Origin of the sequence: Sphingopyxis fribergensis, from assembly GCF_000803645.1 — a bacterium.
GTDB lineage: Bacteria > Pseudomonadota > Alphaproteobacteria > Sphingomonadales > Sphingomonadaceae > Sphingopyxis > Sphingopyxis fribergensis.
Window position 1 is genome coordinate 3903410 of record NZ_CP009122.1, and the last position, 21163, is coordinate 3924572.

Genomic DNA, 21163 nt, shown 5'->3' on the forward strand with positions numbered 1-21163 from the left:
ATAAACCCCCAAGGGACTCAACGGACGGCGTGCCTTTTCAGGGCGCCACAGAAGCAACAAGGACTGAATACCAATGGCCAAAGTGATCGGGATCGACCTCGGTACCACGAACAGCTGTGTCGCGGTGATGGAAGGCGGAAAACCCAAGGTTATCGAAAATGTCGAAGGCACGCGCACGACGCCGTCGATCGTCGCCTTCGCCAAGGATGGCGAACGCCTGATCGGCCAGCCGGCAAAGCGCCAGGCGGTCACCAACCCCGAAAACACCGTTTTCGCGGTGAAGCGTCTGATCGGCCGCCGCTTCGACGATCCGATCACCAAGAAGGACACCGAGCTGGTTCCTTACACGATCGTCAAGGGCACCAATGGCGATGCGTGGGTCAAGGCCGGCAACGAAGATTATTCGCCGTCGCAGATTTCGGCTTTCATCCTTCAGAAGATGAAGGAAACCGCCGAGAGCTATCTGGGCGAAACCGTGACGCAGGCGGTGATCACCGTTCCCGCATACTTCAACGACGCGCAGCGCCAGGCGACCAAGGACGCGGGCAAGATCGCGGGCCTCGAAGTGCTGCGCATCATCAACGAGCCGACCGCGGCCGCGCTCGCTTATGGTCTCGACAAGACCGAGAACAAGACGATCGCGGTCTATGACCTTGGCGGCGGCACCTTCGACATCTCGATCCTCGAGGTGGGCGACGGCGTGTTCGAAGTGAAGTCGACCAACGGCGATACCTTCCTGGGCGGTGAAGATTTCGACAGCAAGATCGTCGAATATCTCGCCGACGGCTTCAAGAAGGACGAAGGCATCGACCTGCGCGGCGACAAGCTTGCGCTCCAGCGGCTGAAGGAAGCGGCCGAAAAGGCCAAGATCGAACTGTCGTCGGCCGCGACCACTGAAGTGAATCTGCCCTTCATCACCGCCGACGCCAACGGGCCGAAGCATCTGGTCAAGACGATCACCCGTTCGGACCTCGAAAAGCTGGTCGAAGAGCTGGTCAAGCGCACGCTCGAACCCTGCAAGAAGGCGATCAAGGACGCCGGCATTTCGGCGAGCGACATCGACGAAGTCGTGCTGGTCGGCGGCATGACGCGCATGCCGCGCGTCCGCGAAGTCGTGAAGGATTTCTTTGGCAAGGAACCGCACACCGGCGTGAACCCCGACGAAGTCGTCGCGATCGGCGCCGCGATCCAGGCGGGCGTGCTGCAGGGCGACGTCAAGGACGTGCTGCTGCTCGACGTGACTCCGCTGAGCCTCGGCATCGAGACGCTGGGCGGCATCATGACCAAGATGATCGACCGCAACACGACGATCCCGACCAAGAAGTCGCAGGTCTATTCCACGGCCGACGACAATCAGTCGGCGGTGACGATCCGCGTGTTCCAGGGCGAGCGCGAAATGGCGGCGGACAACAAGATCCTCGGCCAGTTCGACCTCGTCGGCATTCCGCCCGCACCGCGCGGCGTGCCGCAGATCGAGGTGACCTTCGACATCGACGCCAACGGCATCGTGTCGGTCCACGCCAAGGACAAGGGCACCGGCAAGGAACAGCAGATCAAGATCCAGGCTTCGGGCGGCCTCAGCGACGCGGACATCGACCAGATGGTCAAGGACGCCGAGCAGTTCGCCGAAGAGGATAAGCAGCGCCGTGAGGCGGCCGAGGCGAAGAACAACGCCGAAAGCCTGATCCACTCGACCGAAAGCCAGCTTCGCGAGCATGGCGACAAGGTCGACGAGAGCCTGAAGTCGGAAATCGAAGCGGCGGTCGCCGAAGCCAAGAGTGCGGTCGAAGGCGGCGACGCCGCCGCGATGACCGAAAAGAGCCAGGCGCTCGCGCAGGTCGCGATGAAGCTGGGCCAGGCGATCTACGAGAAGGAGCAGCAGTCGGCCGCATCCCCCGGCGCCGATGACGATGCCGGTGCGGCGAAGAGCGACGAAGACGTCGTCGACGCCGAATTCTCCGAAGTCGAAGACGACAAGAAGTAAGATGCGAACGCGCCGTCGTTCCATAAATAGGGACTGTCCCTATTTATCGGATCGACGGCTGCGTCGCCTGTGGAACTAGGGGATAAATAGGGACAGTCCCTATTTATGGGTTGAACGCTATGTCACTCGACATCGATTATTACGAACTCTTGGAAGTCGAGCGCACGGCCGACGATGCCGCGCTGAAAGCGAGCTACCGCAAGCTTGCGATGAAATATCACCCCGACAAGAATCCGGGGTGCGACGACAGCGAAGCGCGCTTCAAGGCGATCAGCGAAGCCTATGACTGCCTGAAGGACCCGCAGAAGCGCGCGGCCTATGATCGTTTCGGCAAGGCGGGCGTCAATGGCGGCGCTGGCGGTTTCGGCGGCGGCAATGGCGCCGATTTCGGCGACATCGGCGATATTTTCGAATCGATCTTCGGCTCGGCATTCGGCGGGGGACGCCAGCAGCGCGGCCCCGCGCGCGGCGCGGACCTGCGCTACGACATGGAAATCCGGCTCGAGGACGCCTTCACCGGCATCACGCGCGAGATCCAGGTCGACGTCGCGGCGCGCTGCGACACGTGCGACGGATCGGGCGCGAAGCCCGGCACACAGACCAACCGCTGCTCGACCTGCGCCGGCCACGGCAAGGTGCGCGCGCAGCAGGGCTTCTTCATGGTCGAGCGCACCTGCCCGACCTGTCAGGGCGCGGGCGAGGTTATCGCCGACCCGTGCAACACGTGCCACGGCGAAGGCCGCGTCGACCGGCGCAAGACGCTGACCGTCAACATCCCCGCAGGGGTCGACGAAGGCACGCGCATCCGCCTGTCGGGCGAAGGCGAAAGCGGCGCGCGCGGCGCGGCGCCGGGCGACCTCTACATTTTCTTGCACATGGCGCGGCACAAGGTCTTCGAGCGCGAGGGCACGACATTGTTCACGCGCGCGCCGATCAGCTTCACCACCGCGGCGCTCGGCGGCGAGATCGGTATCCCCGGTCTCGACGGCCGGATGCACGACATCGCCATCCCCGCGGGCATCCAGTCGGGCAAGCAACTCCGTCAGCGCGGCGCGGGCATGCCGGTGCTGAACGGCCGCGGCCACGGCGACCTGGTCGTCCAGATCGACGTCGAAACGCCGACCCGGCTGTCGGCGCGGCAGAAGGAATTGCTCTGCGAGTTCCGCGAGACCGAAACCGGCGAAGAATGTCCTGCGAGCCAGGGCTTTTTCGGCCGGATCAAGGAAATGTGGGACGATTTGACGGATTGATCCCTCTGCCCTTGGGGGGAGAGGTTTGCGAAGGCTCGGCGGCTCTGCCGCCTGGCCGAAGCGGGGTGAGGGTATGAAACGCAACGACCGTTTGCTGCCGCTTCCCTCATCCAACTGCGCCTAGCGCCTTCGGCGCTAGGCTTCATATCCTTCTCCCCCAAGGGGAGAAGGAGCTATGGCCCAATCTCCCCGCGCAATTCGTCGATCAGCGCCTTCACCTTGGGCAACCGACCCTCCTCCTCGTCGAGGATCGCGTGGAAGGCGCGGCGCTTGAGCGCCTTCAGTTCGTCTGCCGACATCGCGCCCTCACCGCCCACGCTGCTCGCGACGATGTCGATCAGCCGGTCGGCGCCGTGGAGGCGGCCCCACAAATAGTCATTTTCGCGGTAGGTGCGGCTGAAGAAGGCGCCGAAGCTGTTGAATTCGACCCCCTTCAGCATCGCCGCCGCGCCGCCGGTGCGAATCGCGGTCGCGTCCGATGGCGAGATGCGGTCGATCTTGATCGGGTCGAATTCGTCGAACCCTTCGCCCTGCAAGAGCGGCAAGGTCGCGATGTCGTAAAAGGGATAGCCCAGATAGGCGAAGAGCATCGTCCGCCGATCGTCCTTGGGCAGCTTTCCGAGCGCCGCCGCGATCACGACATCGGTTTCGGCATCGAGCGCGACAAGGTCGCGACGCGCGGCGATCGCGTCGATCCACTGGCCGGGTTCGGTATCCGCCGGCACGTCGAGATCAGCGAGCCAGGCATCGCCCTCGCGCTCGAGATAGTGGCCGAGCGCGGCAAAGATCGTCTCGCGCATATCCTCGCACACCGGATCGCGCCGCTCGCGCGTCGCCTCGACCGCGGTGTCGAGTTCGCGCGCGAGGAAGCGCAGCCGCCGGATGCGGAAACCGAGGTCGTGGGTGCGGAAAAAGTCGATCGCTTCGCTGCTCGCGCCGGTGCCGCGCTTGCCCGAAATCCGGTCGAGACCCCGCGCGCGCGCCTCGGTCCACATCGCGATGCGGCGGTTGATGACATGCACCGGCCCCTCGGGCGGGACCAGGCGGTCGACGATATTCGCAATCTCGTCGATCACCGCCGACAGCTTGAGATGGCCATAGGGCGCATAGGCGAAACCCGCGCGCGCCGCCGCCTGGTCCTGCGCCTTGGCGCGCCATTTCGCCAGCCGCGCGGGGGTCGGCGTGTCGAGGAAGAAGGTTGTGCCGAACAGCGCCGCGACCTGTTCCTCGACTTCGACCTTCATCGCGTCGATGATATGCTGCATGCGGCGGATACGGCGCGACATGCTCTCGATCATCTCGATATTCTCGCGGATCGGCTGTTCGCGCGGGATCGCCGACAGCGAGCCGAGGATCGTCGGGAGGAAGCCGGGCAGCTGCCCCTCCTCGCCGGGCTCGCCCGGCTTGCCGATGCTGATCGCCTTATAGTCGGGCTTGGGATCGATATAGATGAAGCGGCGGTCGATCTCGCGCCGTGCGGGGCGCTGTTTCAAGGCGGCAATCGCCGGTCGGAAGGGCGCATTCGCGAGCACCGCGCCGTCGATCAGCACGCGGTCGGCGGGGTCGCTGTCGGGCACCCGCGGCAGCTGGGCGAGAATGAAGGCGTCGCGCCCCGGCCATGCGACGCCGCGCTTTTCGAGCGCGGCGTCGAGCTCGCGCAAGGTGAAGGGCGGGAAGGCGCCCGGAAAGCTCGCGGTCGCGCGGGCGGCGGCAACCAGCCCCGGCACATCGTCGAGCCGCCTGCCCGCGCGGCCATTCTGCCGGAAATGCATCATCAACCGATGCTCCTGCTCGGTCACGCGCGACGGGCTGTTGAGCGTCAGCTGCTCCCGGTGCCCCGCGAAATCGGTCACCGAGACGATCAGGTCGACCGGCTGCCCGGTCGGAACGAGCGGCGACCCCTGCGGTCCCGCGTCCATCGCGTCGAACGCATCGAGCAACAGGTTCGAAAAGGTCTCGCCACCGAAGGGCGGCTCGAACCAGCGCGCGCGGACGAAGCGCGACAGCTTGGCGCGCACTTCGTCCTGTGCATCCTCGCCGACGGTGCGGTCGATGGCGTTGCCGCGCCGCTTCATCGCCCAGCCCGCAATCGGCACCGCCCAGAATTTGGTCATGGCGGAGAGTGGCCGCGCATCGGGGTCGATCAGGCTGTCGACATCGGCATCCTCCAGCCACAGCTCGGTCAGCGGATCGAGCGACTTGCCCGTGGCGAGCGCGCGCGCGAGGAAGATGCCGTTGATCCCGCCCGCACTCGCTCCCGCGATGATATCGGGAAGGACACGCAACTTGACGCCGCCATGCTCGGCGATCGCGGCGAGCAGGTCGCGGTATACTCCGCCCGATCCCGCAACCGCCTCGCCGTCGTGAAAGGCGCGCGATGCCGCGGCGAGCCGCCAGATTTCCTTGGTGATGCCGTGCATATAGACGGCGAGGCTGATGCCGCCGTAGCAAATCAGGGCGAAGCGTAGTTCCTTTTCCCGCATTGCGAAGACGATAGCGTGCTTTACGGGTGCTGTCCCCCTCTCCGATGTGTCGGCATTGAGGTGGAGAGCGGCCATACCAATATTCGTCATCCCCGCGAAAGCGGGGACCCAGAGCGTGCGTAGGCTGATCCCACCCTGGGTTCCCGCTTTCGCGGGAATGACGAAGTAAGGGAAGCTGCGCGGCAACTATCGATTGCAAGCCGTTGGTCGCCAAGTACACCCGTCGAAAATTCTTGCTTTTGAGAATGTGTCGCACTAGCGCCCGCTCCGAACAGGAGCTATCATGAATCGCAAATTCGCCTTTGCCGCGCTCGTCTGCACGGCGCTTTCCTCGCCCGCCTTCGCGCAGGACTCTGCGCCCGTGACCGCGGCGCCCGAAGGCGAGGATGCGATCATCGTCACCGCGGCGCGCACGATCCTGCCGCCGAATGCGCTGCCGCTGACGATCGATATCATCGGCAAGGATGCGCTCGACCAGCAGCTTGCGATTTCGGGTTCGGTCACCGATGCGGTCGCGAACCTCACCCCCAGCTTCTCGCCGACACGGCAGAAGCTGTCGGGCTCGGGCGAATCTTTGCGCGGTCGCTCGCCGCTCTATGCGATCAACGGCATCCCGCAATCGACCCCGATGCGCGACGGCAGCCGCGACGGCTTCACCATCGACGGCTTTTTCGTCGACCGGGTCGAGCTGATCTTCGGATCGAATGCCTTGCAGGGGATCGGCGGCACCGGCGGCATCGTCAACCAGGTCACCGTCGGCGCGCCGACCCAAGAGGGGCTTTCGGGCCGCTTCCTGCTACAGGGCACCGCCGACAATGATTTTTCGAAGGCGGGCATGGGCGGCAAGGCCGGCGGCCTCGTCCAATATAAAGCGGGCCGGTTCGACGCGACCGTCGGCGCGACCTATGACATTCGCGGCGTCTTTTCGGACGCCAAGGGCCGCCCGCTCGGGCTCAACCTGACGCAGGGCGAAACGCAGGACAGCAAGGCGACCAACTTCTTTGCGCGCCTTGGCTATGAGCTGTCGCCCAGTGCGCGGCTCGACCTGATCGCGAGCCGCTTCGAGCTGAAGGGCGACGGCGATTATGTCGCGATTGCCGGCAACCGCGCGACCGGCCTGCCGACCAGTGCCGTCCGGGGCACCCCGCCGGGAGCGCCGGCCGCCAACCGCACCGAAAGCGTGGCCCTGTCGCTGACCGACACCGACCTGTGGGGCGGCAATTTCGTCAGCCAGATCTTCTTCAACCGCAGCCGCGACACCTTCGGCGGCGAAATCAATCCGATCGCGACCTTCCAAGACCCGGCAATCGCGCCGGTTGGCACATTGTTCGACCAATCGCAGAACCGCAGCCGCAAATTGGGTGCCAAGTTCAGCTACGAACGCGCGGTGCCGGGCTTCGACGACCTGACGCTGACGATCGGGTTCGACGCGCTCGTCGACAAGACCGAACAGGCGCTGATCGCCACGAATCGCGTGTGGGTGCCGCCGAGCGATTTCCAGAGCCTCGCGCCCTTCGGGCAGGCGAATTTGAAATTGTTCGATGGCATCGTCCGCCTCGCCGGCGGGGTGCGCTGGGAAAATGTGACGATCAAGATCGACGATTTCCGCACGCTTGCCTCGACCACCTTCGTCGCCTGCTCGGCGACCGTCACGACCAATTGCGGCCCGTCCACCTATGCCGGCGTCGACGTCGCGGGCGGCAAGCCGAAGTTCGACGACCTTTTGATCAACGGCGGCGTGATCGTCGAACCCTGGGCGGGCATCCGCGCCTATGCGAGCTATGCCGAGGGCTTCACCGTTCCCGACATCGGACGCATCACGCGTTCGGTGAAGGCCACCGGGGTCGATATCGACAATTTCCTCGATATTTCGCCCGTCGTGTCGAACAATCGCGAGATCGGTTTCGAAGTGAAGCGCGGGCCGCTCGACGCCAGCGCCGCCTATTTCTGGTCATCGAGCGACAAGGGCCAGCTGCTCGTCACCGGGGCCGACCGCATGTTCGACGTCCAGCGGCTGCGCGTCGAGATCGAGGGGCTCGAGGTCAACCTCGGCGTCCAGACGCCGATCGACGGGCTCAAGCTCAACGTCGGCTACGCCCACCTGGTCGGCCGCTTCGACAGCGACGCGGTGCCCGACGGCAAGGTCGACAGCGACCTCGACGGCGTCAACATCTCGCCCGACCGCATCAACCTCGCGGCGAGTTATGCCAACGGGCCTTTCTCGGCGCGCGTCCAGACGCAGGTCTATCTGAAGCGTCGCTTCGACGGCAAGGCGCGCGCCGCCGACGATGCCAACGGGGGTCCGCTCCAGCTCGACGACAATGATTTCGGCGGCTATACGCTGACCGACGCCACGGCCCGTTACCAGACCGGTATCGGCGGCATCAGCCTGTCGGTGCAGAATCTCTTCAACAAACAATATATCGACTATTCGAGCGACACGCGGCTGCCGAGGGACCAGCTATCCTATTTCGCAGGGCGCGGGCGGACCTTCACGCTTGGGTGGGATTATCGTTTCTAAAATGATGAAACTGCTCGACACGCTGCACCGATGGACCGGCGGCCTTATCGGCCTCGTGCTCGCGCTGCTCGGCCTGTCGGGCACGATCCTGCTCTATGAGCATTTGTGGATCGGCGTGCCGGGCACCGGCGACCCGCTGCGCGGCGACCTTGCCACCGTCGCTGCGACCACCGAGAAGCTGATGGCGGCGCCCGGCGCGCAGGGCATCATCTATGCCGACGAGCGGTTCGGATTGCACCAGATGCGGTTCGGTGACGGCGCCGGTGCCTATGCCAGCCAGTCGGGCGAGATCGTCGCGCGCTGGGCGAGCCAGTGGGAACGGCCCGAGCTGTGGATCTTCGATTTCCACCATCATCTGTTCGCGGGCGACAGCGGCGAGTGGGTGATCGGCATCGCAGGGCTGTGCGGACTCTTTTTCATCATCAGCGGCGTCATATTGTGGTGGCGAACGCGGCGGACCTTCCAGCTGCGCCTGTGGCCCAAGCGCCTGTCGCGTCCGTCGATCGTCATGCACCACCGCGATCTCGGCATCATAGTCGCGCCGCTGCTGCTGATCTCGGTCGTCACCGGCACGATGATGATCTTTCGCCCGTTCGCGCTCGGCGTCGTCTCCCCCTTCGGCCCGGTCGCCGAGACCGCCAGGGCGCTCGATCCACCAAAATATAAGGGCGGCCCGCTCGGCGAAAAACCCGACTACGCCGCGATGCTGACCGAAGCGCGCCGCCGCTTCCCCGATGCCGAATTCCGCATTCTCAGCCTGCCGCGCAAATCGGGTGATCCGATCATGCTGCGAATGCGGCAGCAGGCCGAATGGCTGCCCAATGGCCGCTCGACGCTATGGTTCGACGCCGCCACAGGCGAAGTGCTCGGCGCGCGCGATGCGCTGAAGCTCGCACCCGGCGCGCAGGCGTTCAACATGGCCTTCCCGATCCACGCGTCGAAGGTCGGCGGTTGGGTCTGGCGGACCGTGCTGACGGTCTCGGGCCTGTCGCTGACCCTGCTCGGCAGCCTCACCGTCTGGACCTTCTGGTTCAAGCGCCCGAAGCCGGCGAAGCGGCGGGTGAAGAAGGCGGCGCTGGCGTCCACCTGACCGCCTTCGTCACCCCGGACTTGATCCGGGGTCCAGGCGGCGAGCGCAGGAATGGATGCCGGATCAAGTCCGGCATGACGAAAGAATGGGAAGCCCCGTTAGCGCCGCTTTCCTATTTTACCCGCCGCCCTATATCCTGCCCCATCCATGACCCGCGCCCGCGTCCTCCTTCTCACCGCCGCTCTCGGCCCGCTCGACTATCGCGTCCCGCGCGAAAGCGAAGCGCCACTGGGCAGCGTTGTTATCGCGCCGCTCGGCCCCCGGCGCCTCGGCGGCGTCGTGTGGGAGGACGCGAGCTTCGGCGCGCCCGAGGCGGTCGGCGACAATCGGCTGCGCAATCTTTACGAAGTCGTGCCCGTCCCGCCGGTGCCCGCCCCGCTCCGCCGTCTCGTCGAATGGACAAGCGACTATTATCTGGCCCCGCCCGGCGCAGTCCTCCGCATGGTGCTGCCGGGGGTCGCCTTTGCCGACGCGCGCCGTCCGATCGTCGAATATCGCGCCACCGGTGAACTCCCCGCCCGCATGACACCGCAGCGGACGGTCGCGCTCGAGGCGATCGGCGACCGGCAGGGCATGGTCCGCGAACTCGCCGCGCTCGCCGACGTCAGCGAGGCGGTGATCCGCGGGCTGATCAATACGGGCGCGCTCGAAGCCGTCAACGTGTCGGCCGATCAACCCTATCCCGAACCCGACAGCGGCTTTGCCCCACCCGACCTCTCCGACGAACAGACCGCCGCCGCCGCGCAGCTCCGCGACGCGGTGCATGCCGAGAAATTCGACACTTTGCTACTCGACGGCGTCACCGGATCGGGCAAGACCGAAGTCTATATGGAGGCGATCGCCGCCGCGATCGATGCGGGCAAGCAGGCGCTCGTCCTGCTCCCCGAAATCGCGCTGACCGAACCGATGCTGACGCGGTTTACCGCGCGCTTTGGCTGCGAGCCCGTCGCCTGGCACTCGGGGCTGCGCTCGGCCGAGCGCCGCCGCGCCTGGCACGCGATTGCCTCGGGTGACGCGCGCATCGTCATCGGCGCGCGCTCGGCGCTGTTCCTCCCTTACGCGCGGCTCGGCGTCATCGTCGTCGACGAGGCGCATGAGACGAGCTTCAAGCAGGAGGATGGCGTCCATTATCACGCGCGCGACGTCGCGGTGATGCGCGGGCATTTCGAGGGGCTGCCAGTCATCCTCGCGAGCGCCACCCCCGCGCTCGAAAGCCTCGCGATGGTCGAGGCGGGACGCTACCGCCATATCCAGCTCCCCGCGCGCTTCGGCGGCGCAACCCTGCCCGACCTTGCCGCGATCGACATGCGGCAGAACCCGCCCGACCGCGGCCGCTGGCTCGCCCCGCCGCTTGTCGATGCACTCGCCGACCGCTTGCAAAAGGGCGAGCAGAGCCTGCTCTTCCTCAATCGCCGCGGCTTCGCGCCGCTGACGCTCTGCCGGACCTGCGGCCACCGCATCCAGTGCCCGAACTGCACCGCATGGATGGTCGAGCACCGCCTCGTCCACCGTCTCGCCTGCCACCATTGCGGGCATGTGATGCCGCCGCCGCGCCTTTGCCCCGAATGCGAGGATGAGGATAGCCTCGTCGCCTGCGGGCCTGGCGTGGAGCGCGTCGCCGACGAGGTTGCGCTGCGCTTTCCCGAGGCGCGCGTCGCCATCGTCACCTCGGACACGCTCTGGTCGCCCGCGAAGGCCGCTGAGTTCGTCGACAATGTCGAAGGCGGGCTGGTCGACATCATCATCGGCACCCAGCTCGTCACCAAGGGCTATCATTTCCCCAATCTCACCTTGGTGGGCGTCGTCGATGCCGACCTCGGGCTCGACGGCGGCGACCTCCGCGCCTCCGAGCGCACCTTCCAGCAGATCGCGCAAGTCGCGGGGCGCGCCGGGCGCGGGGTGAAGCCCGGCGAAGTGCTGATCCAGACGCGCGTGCCCGAAGCGCCCGTGATGGCGGCGCTCGTCGCCAACGATCGCGACGGTTTCTATGCGGCTGAGGCGTCGGCACGGAAATTTGCGGGCGCGCCGCCCTATGGCCGGTTCGCCGCGCTCGTGATCTCGTCCGAAGATATCGACGTCGCGCGCGGCGTCGCCAAAAGGCTGGGCGACAAGGCCCCGGTCGCCGAAGGCCTCGCCGTCTATGGCCCCGCCCCCGCCCCGCTCGCGATGCTGCGCGGGCGGCACCGATTCCGCCTGTTGCTCCACGCGCCGCGCAGTTTCGACCTGCAGGGGACGATCCGCGATTGGGTCGGCAGCATCGACTGGCCAACGAAGGCGCGGCTCGCGATCGATATCGACCCCTATAGCTTTGTGTAAGCGTAACAGGGCTTTACAGTTCCGTGACGCGCTGGCAGCAAGTCGCGGGGTGACGACGGGGGGAGCAGCGGGATGCACGGGGTTCGCACTACGATATTGGCGACGCTTGCCGCGCTGGCGACGCCGGCGCAGGCGCAGGCGAAATGGCTGCGTGCCGATACCGATAATTTCATCATCTATAGCGAGAGCAGCGAAAGATCGTTGCGCAGCTTCGCAGAAAATCTGCAACGCTTCGACGCCACACTGCGCCTGCGGCTCAAGGTGCCGGCCGGGAAAGAGCCCAACCGGCTGACGATTTATCTGGTCCCACGCGCCACCGATGCCGGGCGGCTGGCGTCGGGCAAATCCGGGTCGTCGATTGCCGGCTTCTACAGCGCCGACCTCGATGGCAGCTTCGCCGTCTCGCATCGCGAGGTGGTCGAATTCAAAGGGGCGTCCTCGTCGCAGCAAACCCTGTTTCATGAATATACGCATCATTTCATGAAGCGCTATTTCGGCGTCGCTTTTCCCGCCTGGTTCATCGAGGGATTCGCTGAATTTTACTCGACGACCGATTTTACCGGCAAGGGCCAGTATCAGGTCGGCCGTCCCGCCTACTTCCGGGCGCACGGGCTGGTCAACATGCCCCGCATTCCGGTCGAAAAGCTGCTCCTTCAGCAGCCGCGCGAAATGCGTTCTTCCGGCCAGATGGACGTTTATTATGGTCGCGCCTGGCTGCTGACCCACATGCTATATTATAACTCCGATCGCGCCGGGCAGCTCACCGCCTATATCGACGCGATCAATCGCGGCGAAGAAGGCCAAAAGGCGGCAGTCGCAGCCTTCGGCGACCTTGCCGCACTTGATCGCGACCTCCAGCGCTATCTCGGGCGGCCGCTCACTTACATGACATCGGCCGCCCCCATCCCGGTTCACGGAACGATCACAGTTGCGCCGCTCCCCTATGCCGAGGAGGCGTTAGTGCAATGGCGGCTCGAACGGCGGAGTGCCCGCGACGGCGAACAGTTGGCCGAGGTGCGCGACGGCTTGAAGGCGCTCACCGCCGAATATGTCGACAGCGCCAACATCTGGTACGAACTGGCGCGCGCCGAATGGGATCTGGGCGACGAAAAGCGCGAGGCCGCAGCGGCCCGGGCCGCCGTCGACAGGGCCGTAGCGATCGATCCAAAACATGTCCGCGCCAATGTGCTGCTCGGCGAAATGATGATCCACGACTTGGGCAAGAAGAACGATCCCTCGACCGAAGATTGGGCCGCGGCGCGAAAGCCGATCATATTGGCGAACCGCACCGACCCCGACGATCCTGTGCCCCTCTACGCCTATTATGACAGCTTCCTGCAGCAAGGCATCACACCGCCGAAGATTGCGGTCACCGGGCTCGAACGCGCCTTTGCGCTCGGCCCTGAAAGCATTGGTGCCCGCATCGCCTATGCTTTCGCCCTCGCACGCGATGGCGACTTCGATCGCGCAACCCGGTTGGCCAAAGTTGTCGCGTTCGACCCACATAACAGCGGTCAGGGCGAGCAGATTCTGGCGCAGATCGAAACGATGCGCGAAAGGAGCAGCGACGCCGGAGAGGACGCCGTCGGTCGGCCTCCGACGTCCGGCGACGTTCAATAATCGGGCTCGCCGCCGCCCATCACCTGGCTCGCCTGCCCCGCGAGCCAGGCCATCGCCGCGGCCCAGGGCTGGTGCCCGTGGCTGATCCGCGCGACGCCGAGCTCCGCGAGTTCCTTGTGCGTCGGGCCGCCGTTGCCGCGCAATATGTTCACCGGCAGCGGCGAGGCGTCGCAGATCGCGCCGATACATTTCGGATCGAGCAGGAAGGGCACGAACAGCGACCCAGCGCCCGCGTCGGCGTAGGCGCGCGCGCGTTCGAGCGTCGCGGCGACGAGGGCATCGCCTTCCTTGGCCGCATCGGCGCCACGGAAAGTGTCGCAGCGCGCGTTGACGAAGATGCCGGTGTCGGCGGCGGCGCGATAGCGCGCGACCGCTTCCGCGATCGGCAGCAGGTCCGACTGCCCGGGCAGCCGGTCCTCCATGTTGATCCCCGCCGCGCCCGCGTCCTTCGCGTGGCCGACCGAGGCCCCGACCGCCGCCGGGTTGGCGCCATAACCCGATTCCATGTCGATCGTGACGGGCAGGTCGGTGACCGACAGGATGCGGTCGAGATTTTCGAACACCTCCTCGAGCGGGAAGTCCTCGCCATCGGCGCGGCCCTGCGCGCCGGCGACGCCGAAGCTGCCCGTCGCGATCGCCTTCGCCCCCGCTGCCGCGACGGCCTTCGCGCTCCCAGCGTCCCATATGTTGATCAGGATCAGCGGATCGCCGGGGACGTGCAGCGCGCGGAACATGGCGACTTTATCGGACATCAAAAACTCTCCCTCTTGAGCAATTCTTCCTTGATCGGCAGGCCGTAAGCATAGCCGCCGAGCGTGCCATCGCTGCGTACAACACGGTGGCACGGGATCAGCACTGCCACGTTATTTGCGCCGTTCGCGCTTCCCGCCGCGCGCACCGCCTTGGGCTTGCCGACCGCGGCGGCGATATCGGCATAGCTCCGCGTCTCGCCCGCGGGGATCTTGCGCAGCTCCCGCCACACGGCTTCCTGAAAGGCGGTGCCCTTCACGTCGACCGGAATATGGTCGAAGCCGTTCACCGGCGCTTCGACCGCCTCGACGACCTGTTTGAGCAAAGCCGCAAATTCCTCGCCGCCTTCGACCAGCTCCGCCGCCGGAAAACGCTCTTCCAATGCCTCGCGCCCTTCATCGAAGCTCAGGCGGCACACGCCCTTTTCGGTCGCCGCGACGAGCATGTCGCCAAGACTGGTCGGCACGACCGCCCAGTGGATCGTCGTCCCCTTGCCGCCGCTCACCCACGCCGACGCGGTCATGCCCATGCGCCCCTCCATATTCTGATAAAAACGCGACGGTCCCGAAAAGCCCGCGTCGTAAATCGCATCGGTCACCCGGCTTCCCTCGCTCAGTGCCTGCCGCGCGCGTTCGTCGCGGAGCGCGCGGGCATAGGCGGCGGGCGAAAGCCCGGTATGGCGCGTGAAGACGCGCTGGAAATGGGTCGGCGAATAGCCGGTGCGCGCAGCAAGGTCGGCGAGTGCCAGCGGCTCCTCGCTTTGCTTGATCGCCGCAATCGCCTTGATCACCGCATTTTCGTCGCGCGCGACATCATCGGGCAGGCAGCGCTTGCAGGGGCGAAGGCCCGTCGCGCGCGCCGCATCCCCGTCGGCGAAGAAGCGGACATTTTCGCGCAGGGGATGGCGCGCGGCGCAGCTGGGCCGGCAGTAGATGCCCGTGGTCAGCACCCCGGTGACGAAGCGGCCGTCCTGCGCCTTGTCGCGCGCCTGCACCGCTTCCCAACGCGCGTCGTCGGTCATGGCCCCGAAGTCCATGGTCAATTCCTCTCGATCCGCGCGGCGAAGCAGCCATGCGCGGCGTTATGCGCATCGATATAGGATATGGTCTCGTCGGCGAACAGGTCGCGGATCGCGCCATCGGCCTCGCCCGGTCCGGCAAGCCGCGCGGTCTGCAACATGCCCTCGGCATCGAAGGCGCGCAGTGCGAGCGGGCGCCCCTCGAACACCGGCGGCAATTCGTCGCGGTACATCGCGGCGGTCACGCCCGCCCGCACATAGATCGCATAGGCGTTGCGATACGGCGTTTCGACATCATGGCTGGTGTGATGGAGCAGGATCAGTTCCTCGCCCGCCTTCGCATCGTCGAGACTGACGCGGCACGGGAAGCCGCGATCGGCGGTGGCAATCACACGGCGCGCGTTGATTCCGGCAAGCGCAGCATCGTCGAGCGCAAAGAGCGGCGCAAAAGTTTCGGGGCTGAGTCCCCGGATCCAATAGGTCATCCGAACATCCTTTCTCGACTGTCGGACATCCCCTGCCACGACGCGATTCGTGCCGCATCCCGATGCTTGCGTTCAAACATTCCGGCTTTAGTGTATTACTGTATTATATCATTGACTCACTAACTCGAAAGGCGCACGTTCCGGTCATAATCGGGGAAACCGCCATGGCCACCATCGACGCATCGATCGCACCTGCACGGCCCGCACGCCGCACCGACTGGCTGGGACGGAGCGCGATCTTCTGCTATCTCGCTATCGCCGCGGGACAATTGCTCTTCGTCGCCTTCATCCTGCTCTATTATTATCCCCCGACGCTGACCGGCAATTTCGCCGCTTGGGACAACAAGCCGATCATCAAGGGCTTTGTGGCGGGCGACACCGCGGGCAATATATTCTTCGCGGTGCATGTGCTGCTCGCGGCCGTGATCACCTTCGGCGGCCTCGTCCAGCTCGTCCCGGCGATCCGGAACCGCTGGCCCGCGCTCCATCGCTGGAACGGCCGACTCTATATGCTGTGCGCGCTGGCCCTCGCGCTGGGCGGGCTGTGGATGACATGGGGCCGCGGCACCTGGCTGAACCATATCGGCGCGATCGGCATCACGCTCGACGCGGTGCTGATCGTTGGTTTCGCCGCGCTGGCTTGGAAAGCCGCACGCCAGCGCCGCTTCGCCGACCATCGCCGCTGGGCGATCCGCCTGTTCGCGGTCGCGAGCGCAGTCTGGTTCATGCGCGTCGGCTATATGGCGTGGGGGCTCGCGACCGGCGGCGCCGGGATCGGCAAGGCGATGGATGGCCCGTTCGACATCTTCCTCGCCTTCGCCAATTCGCTGCTGCCGCTCGCGATCGCCGAAATCTATCTTCGTGCCGGCGCCCACGGCACGCCGCTCGCGCGGCAGGCCACCGCCGCGCTGCTCGGCGTCAGCGGCCTCGTCATCCTCGCGGGCAGTGCTGGCGCATGGATGATGATGTGGGGGCCGTACATCTAGGTCGCTTGCCTTCGCTTCACGGCTGGCTAGTGTGCGCGCCATGACCCGCCTCATTGCGCTGCTGCTCGCCCTTCTTACCCTCTCGCTTCCGGCACATGCCGCCGATGACATCAGCGCCGCGTCGCGCAGCGTCGTGCGCGTCGTCACCGTCGCGATGGTCGATGGCGAGGTCGTCGGTTTCGGCCATGGCAGCGGCATCGCGATCTCGCCGACGCGCATCGTCACCAACGCGCATGTCGTCGAATCGGCCGCCAAATATCCCGACAATGTCGCGCTCGGCGTCGTCCCGTCCGAAGGGCAGAAGAGCTTTGCGGGCAAGCTGATCGCGATCGACACCGCGCGCGACCTCGCGCTGATCGAGATTACCGAGGGCCGCCTGCCCGCCGCCGCCATCTACACCGGCCCGCTCGAATCGGGCGCCGATGTCGTCGCATTGGGCTATCCGGGCAATGTCGACCTCGCGACCGCGCGCAGCGCCAACGACTATATCACCCCGCGCACCCCGACGCGCAGCGAGGGTAATTTGTCGAACACGCAGGCGGTCGACGGCGTCGCGATGCTGATCCACACCGCGAAGATTTCGCGCGGCAATTCGGGCGGGCCGCTCGTCGACCAGTGCGGGCGCATCACCGGCATCAACACCGCGATCACGCGCGCCGACGATGGCGATTCGCCCTTCGCTTTTGCGATTTCCGGGCGCGAGCTCATGCGCTTCCTCGCCGATGCGGGCCAGCAATATACCAGCGTCGGCACCCCCTGCCTGTCGCTCGCCGAGGCCGACGCGCGGGACCGCGCCGCAATCGACGCCGAATCGCGCGCAAGCGCCGAGGCAAATGCCGCGAAGGATGCCGCCGCGCGGCTCGACCGCGACCTCAGGCAGGCGCGCGCCGAGGAAGATGCGCTCGCCTCGCGCGAGAACCGCATCGCGCTCGCGGGTGTGTTTTTCGTGATCGGCGCGCTCGCCGCGGGCGCGGGTCTGCTGTTCTACAACCAAAAGAATATCCGGAATGCCAAGATCGCGGGCGGCGCGGGCGTGGTGCTGATGTTCGGCGCCGCCATCCTGTTCGCAACGCGCCCCGACGCGCACGCCGAGATTGCCCAAGAGGCCGCCGCTGTCGCCACCACCGCCACGCCCAAACTCGCGCAGGGCAATTTGCTCTGCACGATCCGCACCGACCGCAGCCGCATCACCGTGTCGGCGACGACCGACGTCCCGATCACCATCGGCAAGGACGGCTGCGTCAACGGCCGCACCCAATATACGAGGGGGCCCGACGACCGCTGGCAGCGCATTCTCGTGCCAAACGAGGAGGCGACGGTCACCGTCGCGTCGATCGATTCGACCGGGCGCGAGTATCGCGTCGAGCGGTATCTGCTCGATGCCGAGACGATGACGAAGGCGCGCGAGACGCGCGCGGCGGATACGTTGAAAAGCTGCACCGCCAACCCCGACGAACTCGCCGGGCTTGCGGCGCAGCAGGACGCGATCCGCAGCGCGCTTCCCGCCACCCCCAACGAGCGGCTCGTCTATCGCTGCCAGCCCGCTTCGGGGTCGGCGGTCAAACCGGCCGCCGCGCCTTGAGGCGATAACGCGCAGGAAACCGAAGCCGGATCAGCCCCCGCACGCCTTGAACAGCATCAGTGTCCGTTCTTTCGCCAGATCGGCGCTCGCCTCGTGATAATCCTTGCGCCGGTCGCTGTTGAACCCATGCCCCGCCTCATAAACGAAAATCTGTGCGGTCGGGTGATCCTTCGCGATCAGCGCCTCGACGCCCGCCATGGGGATCCCGTCGTCGAAGCGGCCGAAATGGGCGATTGTCGCGCAGGCGGGCGCCTCATCCTTGAACATTGTCGGGACGAGGCTGCCGTAAAAGGCCGAGGAGGCGGCAAGATCGGGGCTGATCTGCCCCATCCGCCACGCGACTGAGCCGCCGTAACAATAGCCGGCGATGAAGACCGGGCCTTTCCCTTTGAGCGCGTCGATGCACGTCTGCGCATCCTTCAGGCTCTGCTCGAACGGGTGGAGCTCGCGCGCCAGCTGCACCGCGCGCTGGAATTGCGGCCCCGAATAGTCGCTCTCGAAACCCGGATGCTCGCGGTCGAACAGCGCGGGGCTGAGCACCTCATAGCCTTCGGCGGCATATTCGTCGCACATCTCGCGGATATGATCGGTGACCCCGAAGATTTCCTGGATCAGCACCAACCCACCGCGGCGGTCGCCTTCGAGCCGGGCGTGATAGACCGCGATCTCGGCGCCATCGTCCATCGTCATCCGGATCATCTCGCCCATCTTGCACCTTCCCTTCGAGGTCATATTTTTTGGTTAGCCCGTCCCTATCGCACGAAGGGGCAAAAGCAATCACCCGCCCGCCTTGCATTGCAGCAAAATCGTTGCTAGGCGCGCCGCGACTTCGCGTGGGGGGGCATTCGTCGAATATCCCCGAAAAGCGCGCGACCCATCCCCCACGGGATAGCAACAAAGGACTTTCACGCGTGGAGAATTCCGGCGGCATTCAGGGCAACATCACGGCGGGCCTCGCGGGCCGTTATGCAGTGGCTTTGTTCGATCTGGCCCGCGAATCGAACGCGATCGACGCGGTCGCCAAGAGCCTCAGCGACCTGCGCGCCGGCCTCGCCGAATCGGCCGACCTGACGGCGCTGGTCTCCAGCCCGGTCGTCGGCCGCACCGATGCCGCGAACGCCATCGCAGCGGTCGGCAAGGCGATGAAGCTTGATTCGCTGACCGCAAAGTTCCTTGGCGTCCTCGCCGAGAACCGCCGCCTCGCCGATCTGCCGAAGATGATCGACGCCTTCGACGCGATCGTCGCCGATCATCGCGGCGAAGTGACCGCCAAGGTCACCAGCGCGCATCCGCTTTCCGCCGCACAGCTGAAAGAGCTGACCGCGAACCTCAAATCCCGTGTCGGGCGCGACGTCAGCGTCGCCGCGACCGTCGACCCCGCCATCCTTGGCGGTCTCGTCGTCCAGCTGGGCAGCCAGCTGATCGACGGCAGCATCCGTACCCGTCTCAACAGTTTCGCCCAGGCGATGAAGGGCTGAAAAGCCCGTACGCCCAATTTGCCCGATGAAAGGCTAAACCATGGAAATCCGCGCCGCTGAAATCAGCAAGGTCATCAAGGACCAGATCGCCAATTTCGGCACCGACGCAACGGTCAGCGAAATCGGTCAGGTATTGTCGGTCGGCGACGGCGTCGCCCGCGTTTATGGTCTCGACAATGTCCAGGCCGGTGAAATGGTCCAATTCGCCAACGGCGTGCAGGGCATGGCATTGAACCTCGAGGCCGATAACGTCGGCGTCGTGATCTTCGGCTCGGACGCCGAGATCAAGGAAGGTGACACCGTCAAGCGCACCGGCACGATCGTTGACGCCCCCGTCGGCAAGGGCCTGCTTGGCCGCGTCGTCGATGGCCTCGGCAATCCGATCGACGGCAAGGGCCCGATCAAGGCCGAGAAGCGCATGCGCGTCGAAGTGAAGGCGCCGGGCATTATCCCGCGCACCTCGGTCCACGAACCCGTCCAGACCGGCCTCAAGGCGCTCGACGCGCTCGTCCCCGTCGGCCGCGGCCAGCGCGAACTGATCATCGGCGACCGCCAGACCGGCAAGACCGCCGTCGCGATCGATACCTTCATCAACCAGAAGGAAGCCAATGCGGGCGATGACGAGAGCAAGAAGCTCTATTGCATCTATGTCGCCATCGGCCAGAAGCGTTCGACCGTCGCGCAAATCGTCCGCCAGCTCGAAGAAAATGGCGCGATGGAATATTCGATCGTCGTCGCCGCGACCGCGTCGGAACCCGCTCCGCTGCAGTTCCTCGCGCCCTACACCGCCTGCACGATGGGCGAATATTTCCGCGACAACGGCATGCACGCCGTGATCGTCTATGACGATCTTTCGAAGCAGGCCGTCGCTTACCGCCAGATGTCGTTGCTGCTGCGCCGTCCGCCGGGCCGCGAAGCTTACCCCGGCGACGTTTTCTATCTGCACAGCCGCCTGCTCGAGCGTTCGGCCAAGATGAACGCCGACAATGGTTCGGGCTCGCTGACCGCGCTGCCGATCATCGAAACGCAGGCGGGCGACGTTTCGGCGTACATCCCGACCAACGTGATTTCGATCACCGACGGCCAGATCTTCCTCGAAACCAACCTCTTCAACGCCGGTATCCGCCCCGCCATCAACGTCGGCCTGTCGGTGTCGCGCGTCGGCTCGGCCGCGCAGACCAAGGCGATGAAGAAGGTGTCGGGCTCGATCAAGCTCGAGCTCGCGCAGTATCGCGAAATGGAAGCCTTTGCGCAGTTCGGTTCGGACCTCGACGCGTCGACGCAAAAGCTGCTCAACCGCGGCGCGCGCCTGACGCAGCTGCTGAAGCAGCCGCAGTTCCAGCCGATGCCGTTCGAAGAGCAGACCGCGTCGATCTTTGCCGGCACCAACGGCTATCTCGACAATGTCGGGGTCACCGACGTCTCGCGCTACGAGCAGGCGATGATCGCCTATCTGCGCAGCGACCACGCCGGCGTGCTCAAGACGATCCGCGACACGAAGGATCTTGGCGATGACGCCAAGAAGGGCCTGGTTGCCGCGCTCGACGCGTTCGCCAAGATTTTCGCTTAAAGGTTTACGTCGTCGCGGCTTCGGCCGGGA

The 21163-nt window shown here is 65.6% G+C and carries 15 protein-coding genes; 10 read left to right on the forward strand and 5 right to left on the reverse strand.

Translation table 11 applies throughout. The features are described from left to right. Positions 1–73 precede the first annotated feature (73 nt). Both dnaK and dnaJ read left to right on the forward strand, forming a co-directional pair. The gene (gene dnaK / locus SKP52_RS18225) at positions 74–1984 is read left to right on the forward strand and encodes a molecular chaperone DnaK (RefSeq protein ID WP_039577139.1); all 1911 of its coding nucleotides are present in this window, start codon (positions 74–76) and stop codon (positions 1982–1984) included. A gap of 119 nt (positions 1985–2103) precedes the next feature. Next, a complete protein-coding gene (dnaJ, locus tag SKP52_RS18230) occupies positions 2104–3234 on the forward strand; it encodes a molecular chaperone DnaJ (protein WP_039577142.1) in 1131 nt (376 codons plus the stop codon). Between the two features lie 173 nt (positions 3235–3407). Here the strand turns inward: dnaJ and SKP52_RS18235 are convergent, their stop codons facing one another. Then, entirely contained in the window at positions 3408–5717 is a 2310-nt protein-coding gene (locus SKP52_RS18235) for a patatin-like protein (protein WP_039577151.1), read from the reverse strand. A 283-nt stretch (positions 5718–6000) separates the two neighbouring features. Between SKP52_RS18235 and SKP52_RS18240 the strand changes: the two genes are divergently transcribed. The 4 genes from SKP52_RS18240 (at position 6001) to SKP52_RS18255 (ending at position 13264) form a co-directional block, all read left to right on the forward strand. Beyond that, positions 6001–8238 carry a TonB-dependent receptor gene (locus SKP52_RS18240; RefSeq protein ID WP_039577153.1) on the forward strand — a complete coding sequence of 746 codons (2238 nt, stop codon included), beginning with the start codon at positions 6001–6003 and terminating at the stop codon, positions 8236–8238. A 4-nt stretch (positions 8239–8242) separates the two neighbouring features. Continuing rightward, positions 8243–9328 (forward strand): PepSY-associated TM helix domain-containing protein, encoded by a 1086-nt coding sequence (locus SKP52_RS18245; protein WP_039581608.1) that lies wholly within the window; start codon positions 8243–8245, stop codon positions 9326–9328. 147 nt (positions 9329–9475) lie between these two features. After that, positions 9476–11644, forward strand: a complete 2169-nt coding sequence (locus tag SKP52_RS18250; RefSeq protein WP_039577155.1) for a primosomal protein N' — start codon at positions 9476–9478, stop codon at positions 11642–11644. Positions 11645–11716: 72 nt separating this feature from the next. After that, the gene (locus tag SKP52_RS18255; RefSeq protein WP_148309183.1) at positions 11717–13264 is read left to right on the forward strand and encodes a tetratricopeptide repeat protein; all 1548 of its coding nucleotides are present in this window, start codon (positions 11717–11719) and stop codon (positions 13262–13264) included. Here the strand turns inward: SKP52_RS18255 and SKP52_RS18260 are convergent. The 3 genes from SKP52_RS18260 to SKP52_RS18270 are packed head-to-tail and all read right to left on the reverse strand — an operon-like array spanning position 13258 to position 15517. Next, entirely contained in the window at positions 13258–14016 is a 759-nt protein-coding gene (locus tag SKP52_RS18260; RefSeq protein ID WP_039577159.1) for an isocitrate lyase/PEP mutase family protein, read from the reverse strand. The two genes, SKP52_RS18255 and SKP52_RS18260, sit on opposite strands and share 7 nt — an antisense overlap. Next, positions 14016–15050, reverse strand: coding sequence for a bifunctional DNA-binding transcriptional regulator/O6-methylguanine-DNA methyltransferase Ada (ada, locus tag SKP52_RS18265; protein WP_148309184.1), 1035 nt, complete (start codon positions 15048–15050; stop codon positions 14016–14018). Before ada ends, SKP52_RS18260 begins: the two co-directional genes overlap by 1 nt. 2 nt (positions 15051–15052) lie before the next feature. Continuing rightward, positions 15053–15517, reverse strand: a complete 465-nt coding sequence (locus tag SKP52_RS18270) for a DUF1203 domain-containing protein (RefSeq protein ID WP_039577164.1) — start codon at positions 15515–15517, stop codon at positions 15053–15055. Positions 15518–15681: 164 nt separating this feature from the next. Between SKP52_RS18270 and SKP52_RS18275 the strand changes: the two genes are divergently transcribed. Then, on the forward strand, positions 15682–16503 hold the full coding sequence (locus SKP52_RS18275; RefSeq protein WP_039577166.1) for a DUF2306 domain-containing protein: 822 nt from the start codon (positions 15682–15684) through the stop codon (positions 16501–16503). Positions 16504–16543: 40 nt separating this feature from the next. Next, positions 16544–18085: a S1C family serine protease gene (locus SKP52_RS18280; RefSeq protein WP_039577170.1), complete on the forward strand. Its 1542-nt coding sequence runs from the start codon at positions 16544–16546 to the stop codon at positions 18083–18085. 30 nt (positions 18086–18115) lie between these two features. Here SKP52_RS18280 and SKP52_RS18285 read toward each other — a convergent pair whose 3' ends face one another. Next, positions 18116–18793: a dienelactone hydrolase family protein gene (locus SKP52_RS18285; RefSeq protein WP_039577173.1), complete on the reverse strand. Its 678-nt coding sequence runs from the start codon at positions 18791–18793 to the stop codon at positions 18116–18118. A gap of 203 nt (positions 18794–18996) precedes the next feature. Here SKP52_RS18285 and SKP52_RS18290 point away from each other — a divergent pair, with 203 nt between their 5' ends. Further along, entirely contained in the window at positions 18997–19563 is a 567-nt protein-coding gene (locus SKP52_RS18290) for a F0F1 ATP synthase subunit delta (protein WP_039577176.1), read from the forward strand. Between the two features lie 40 nt (positions 19564–19603). Further along, entirely contained in the window at positions 19604–21133 is a 1530-nt protein-coding gene (gene atpA, locus SKP52_RS18295; RefSeq protein ID WP_039577179.1) for a F0F1 ATP synthase subunit alpha, read from the forward strand. The last annotated feature ends 30 nt before the right edge of the window (positions 21134–21163 follow it).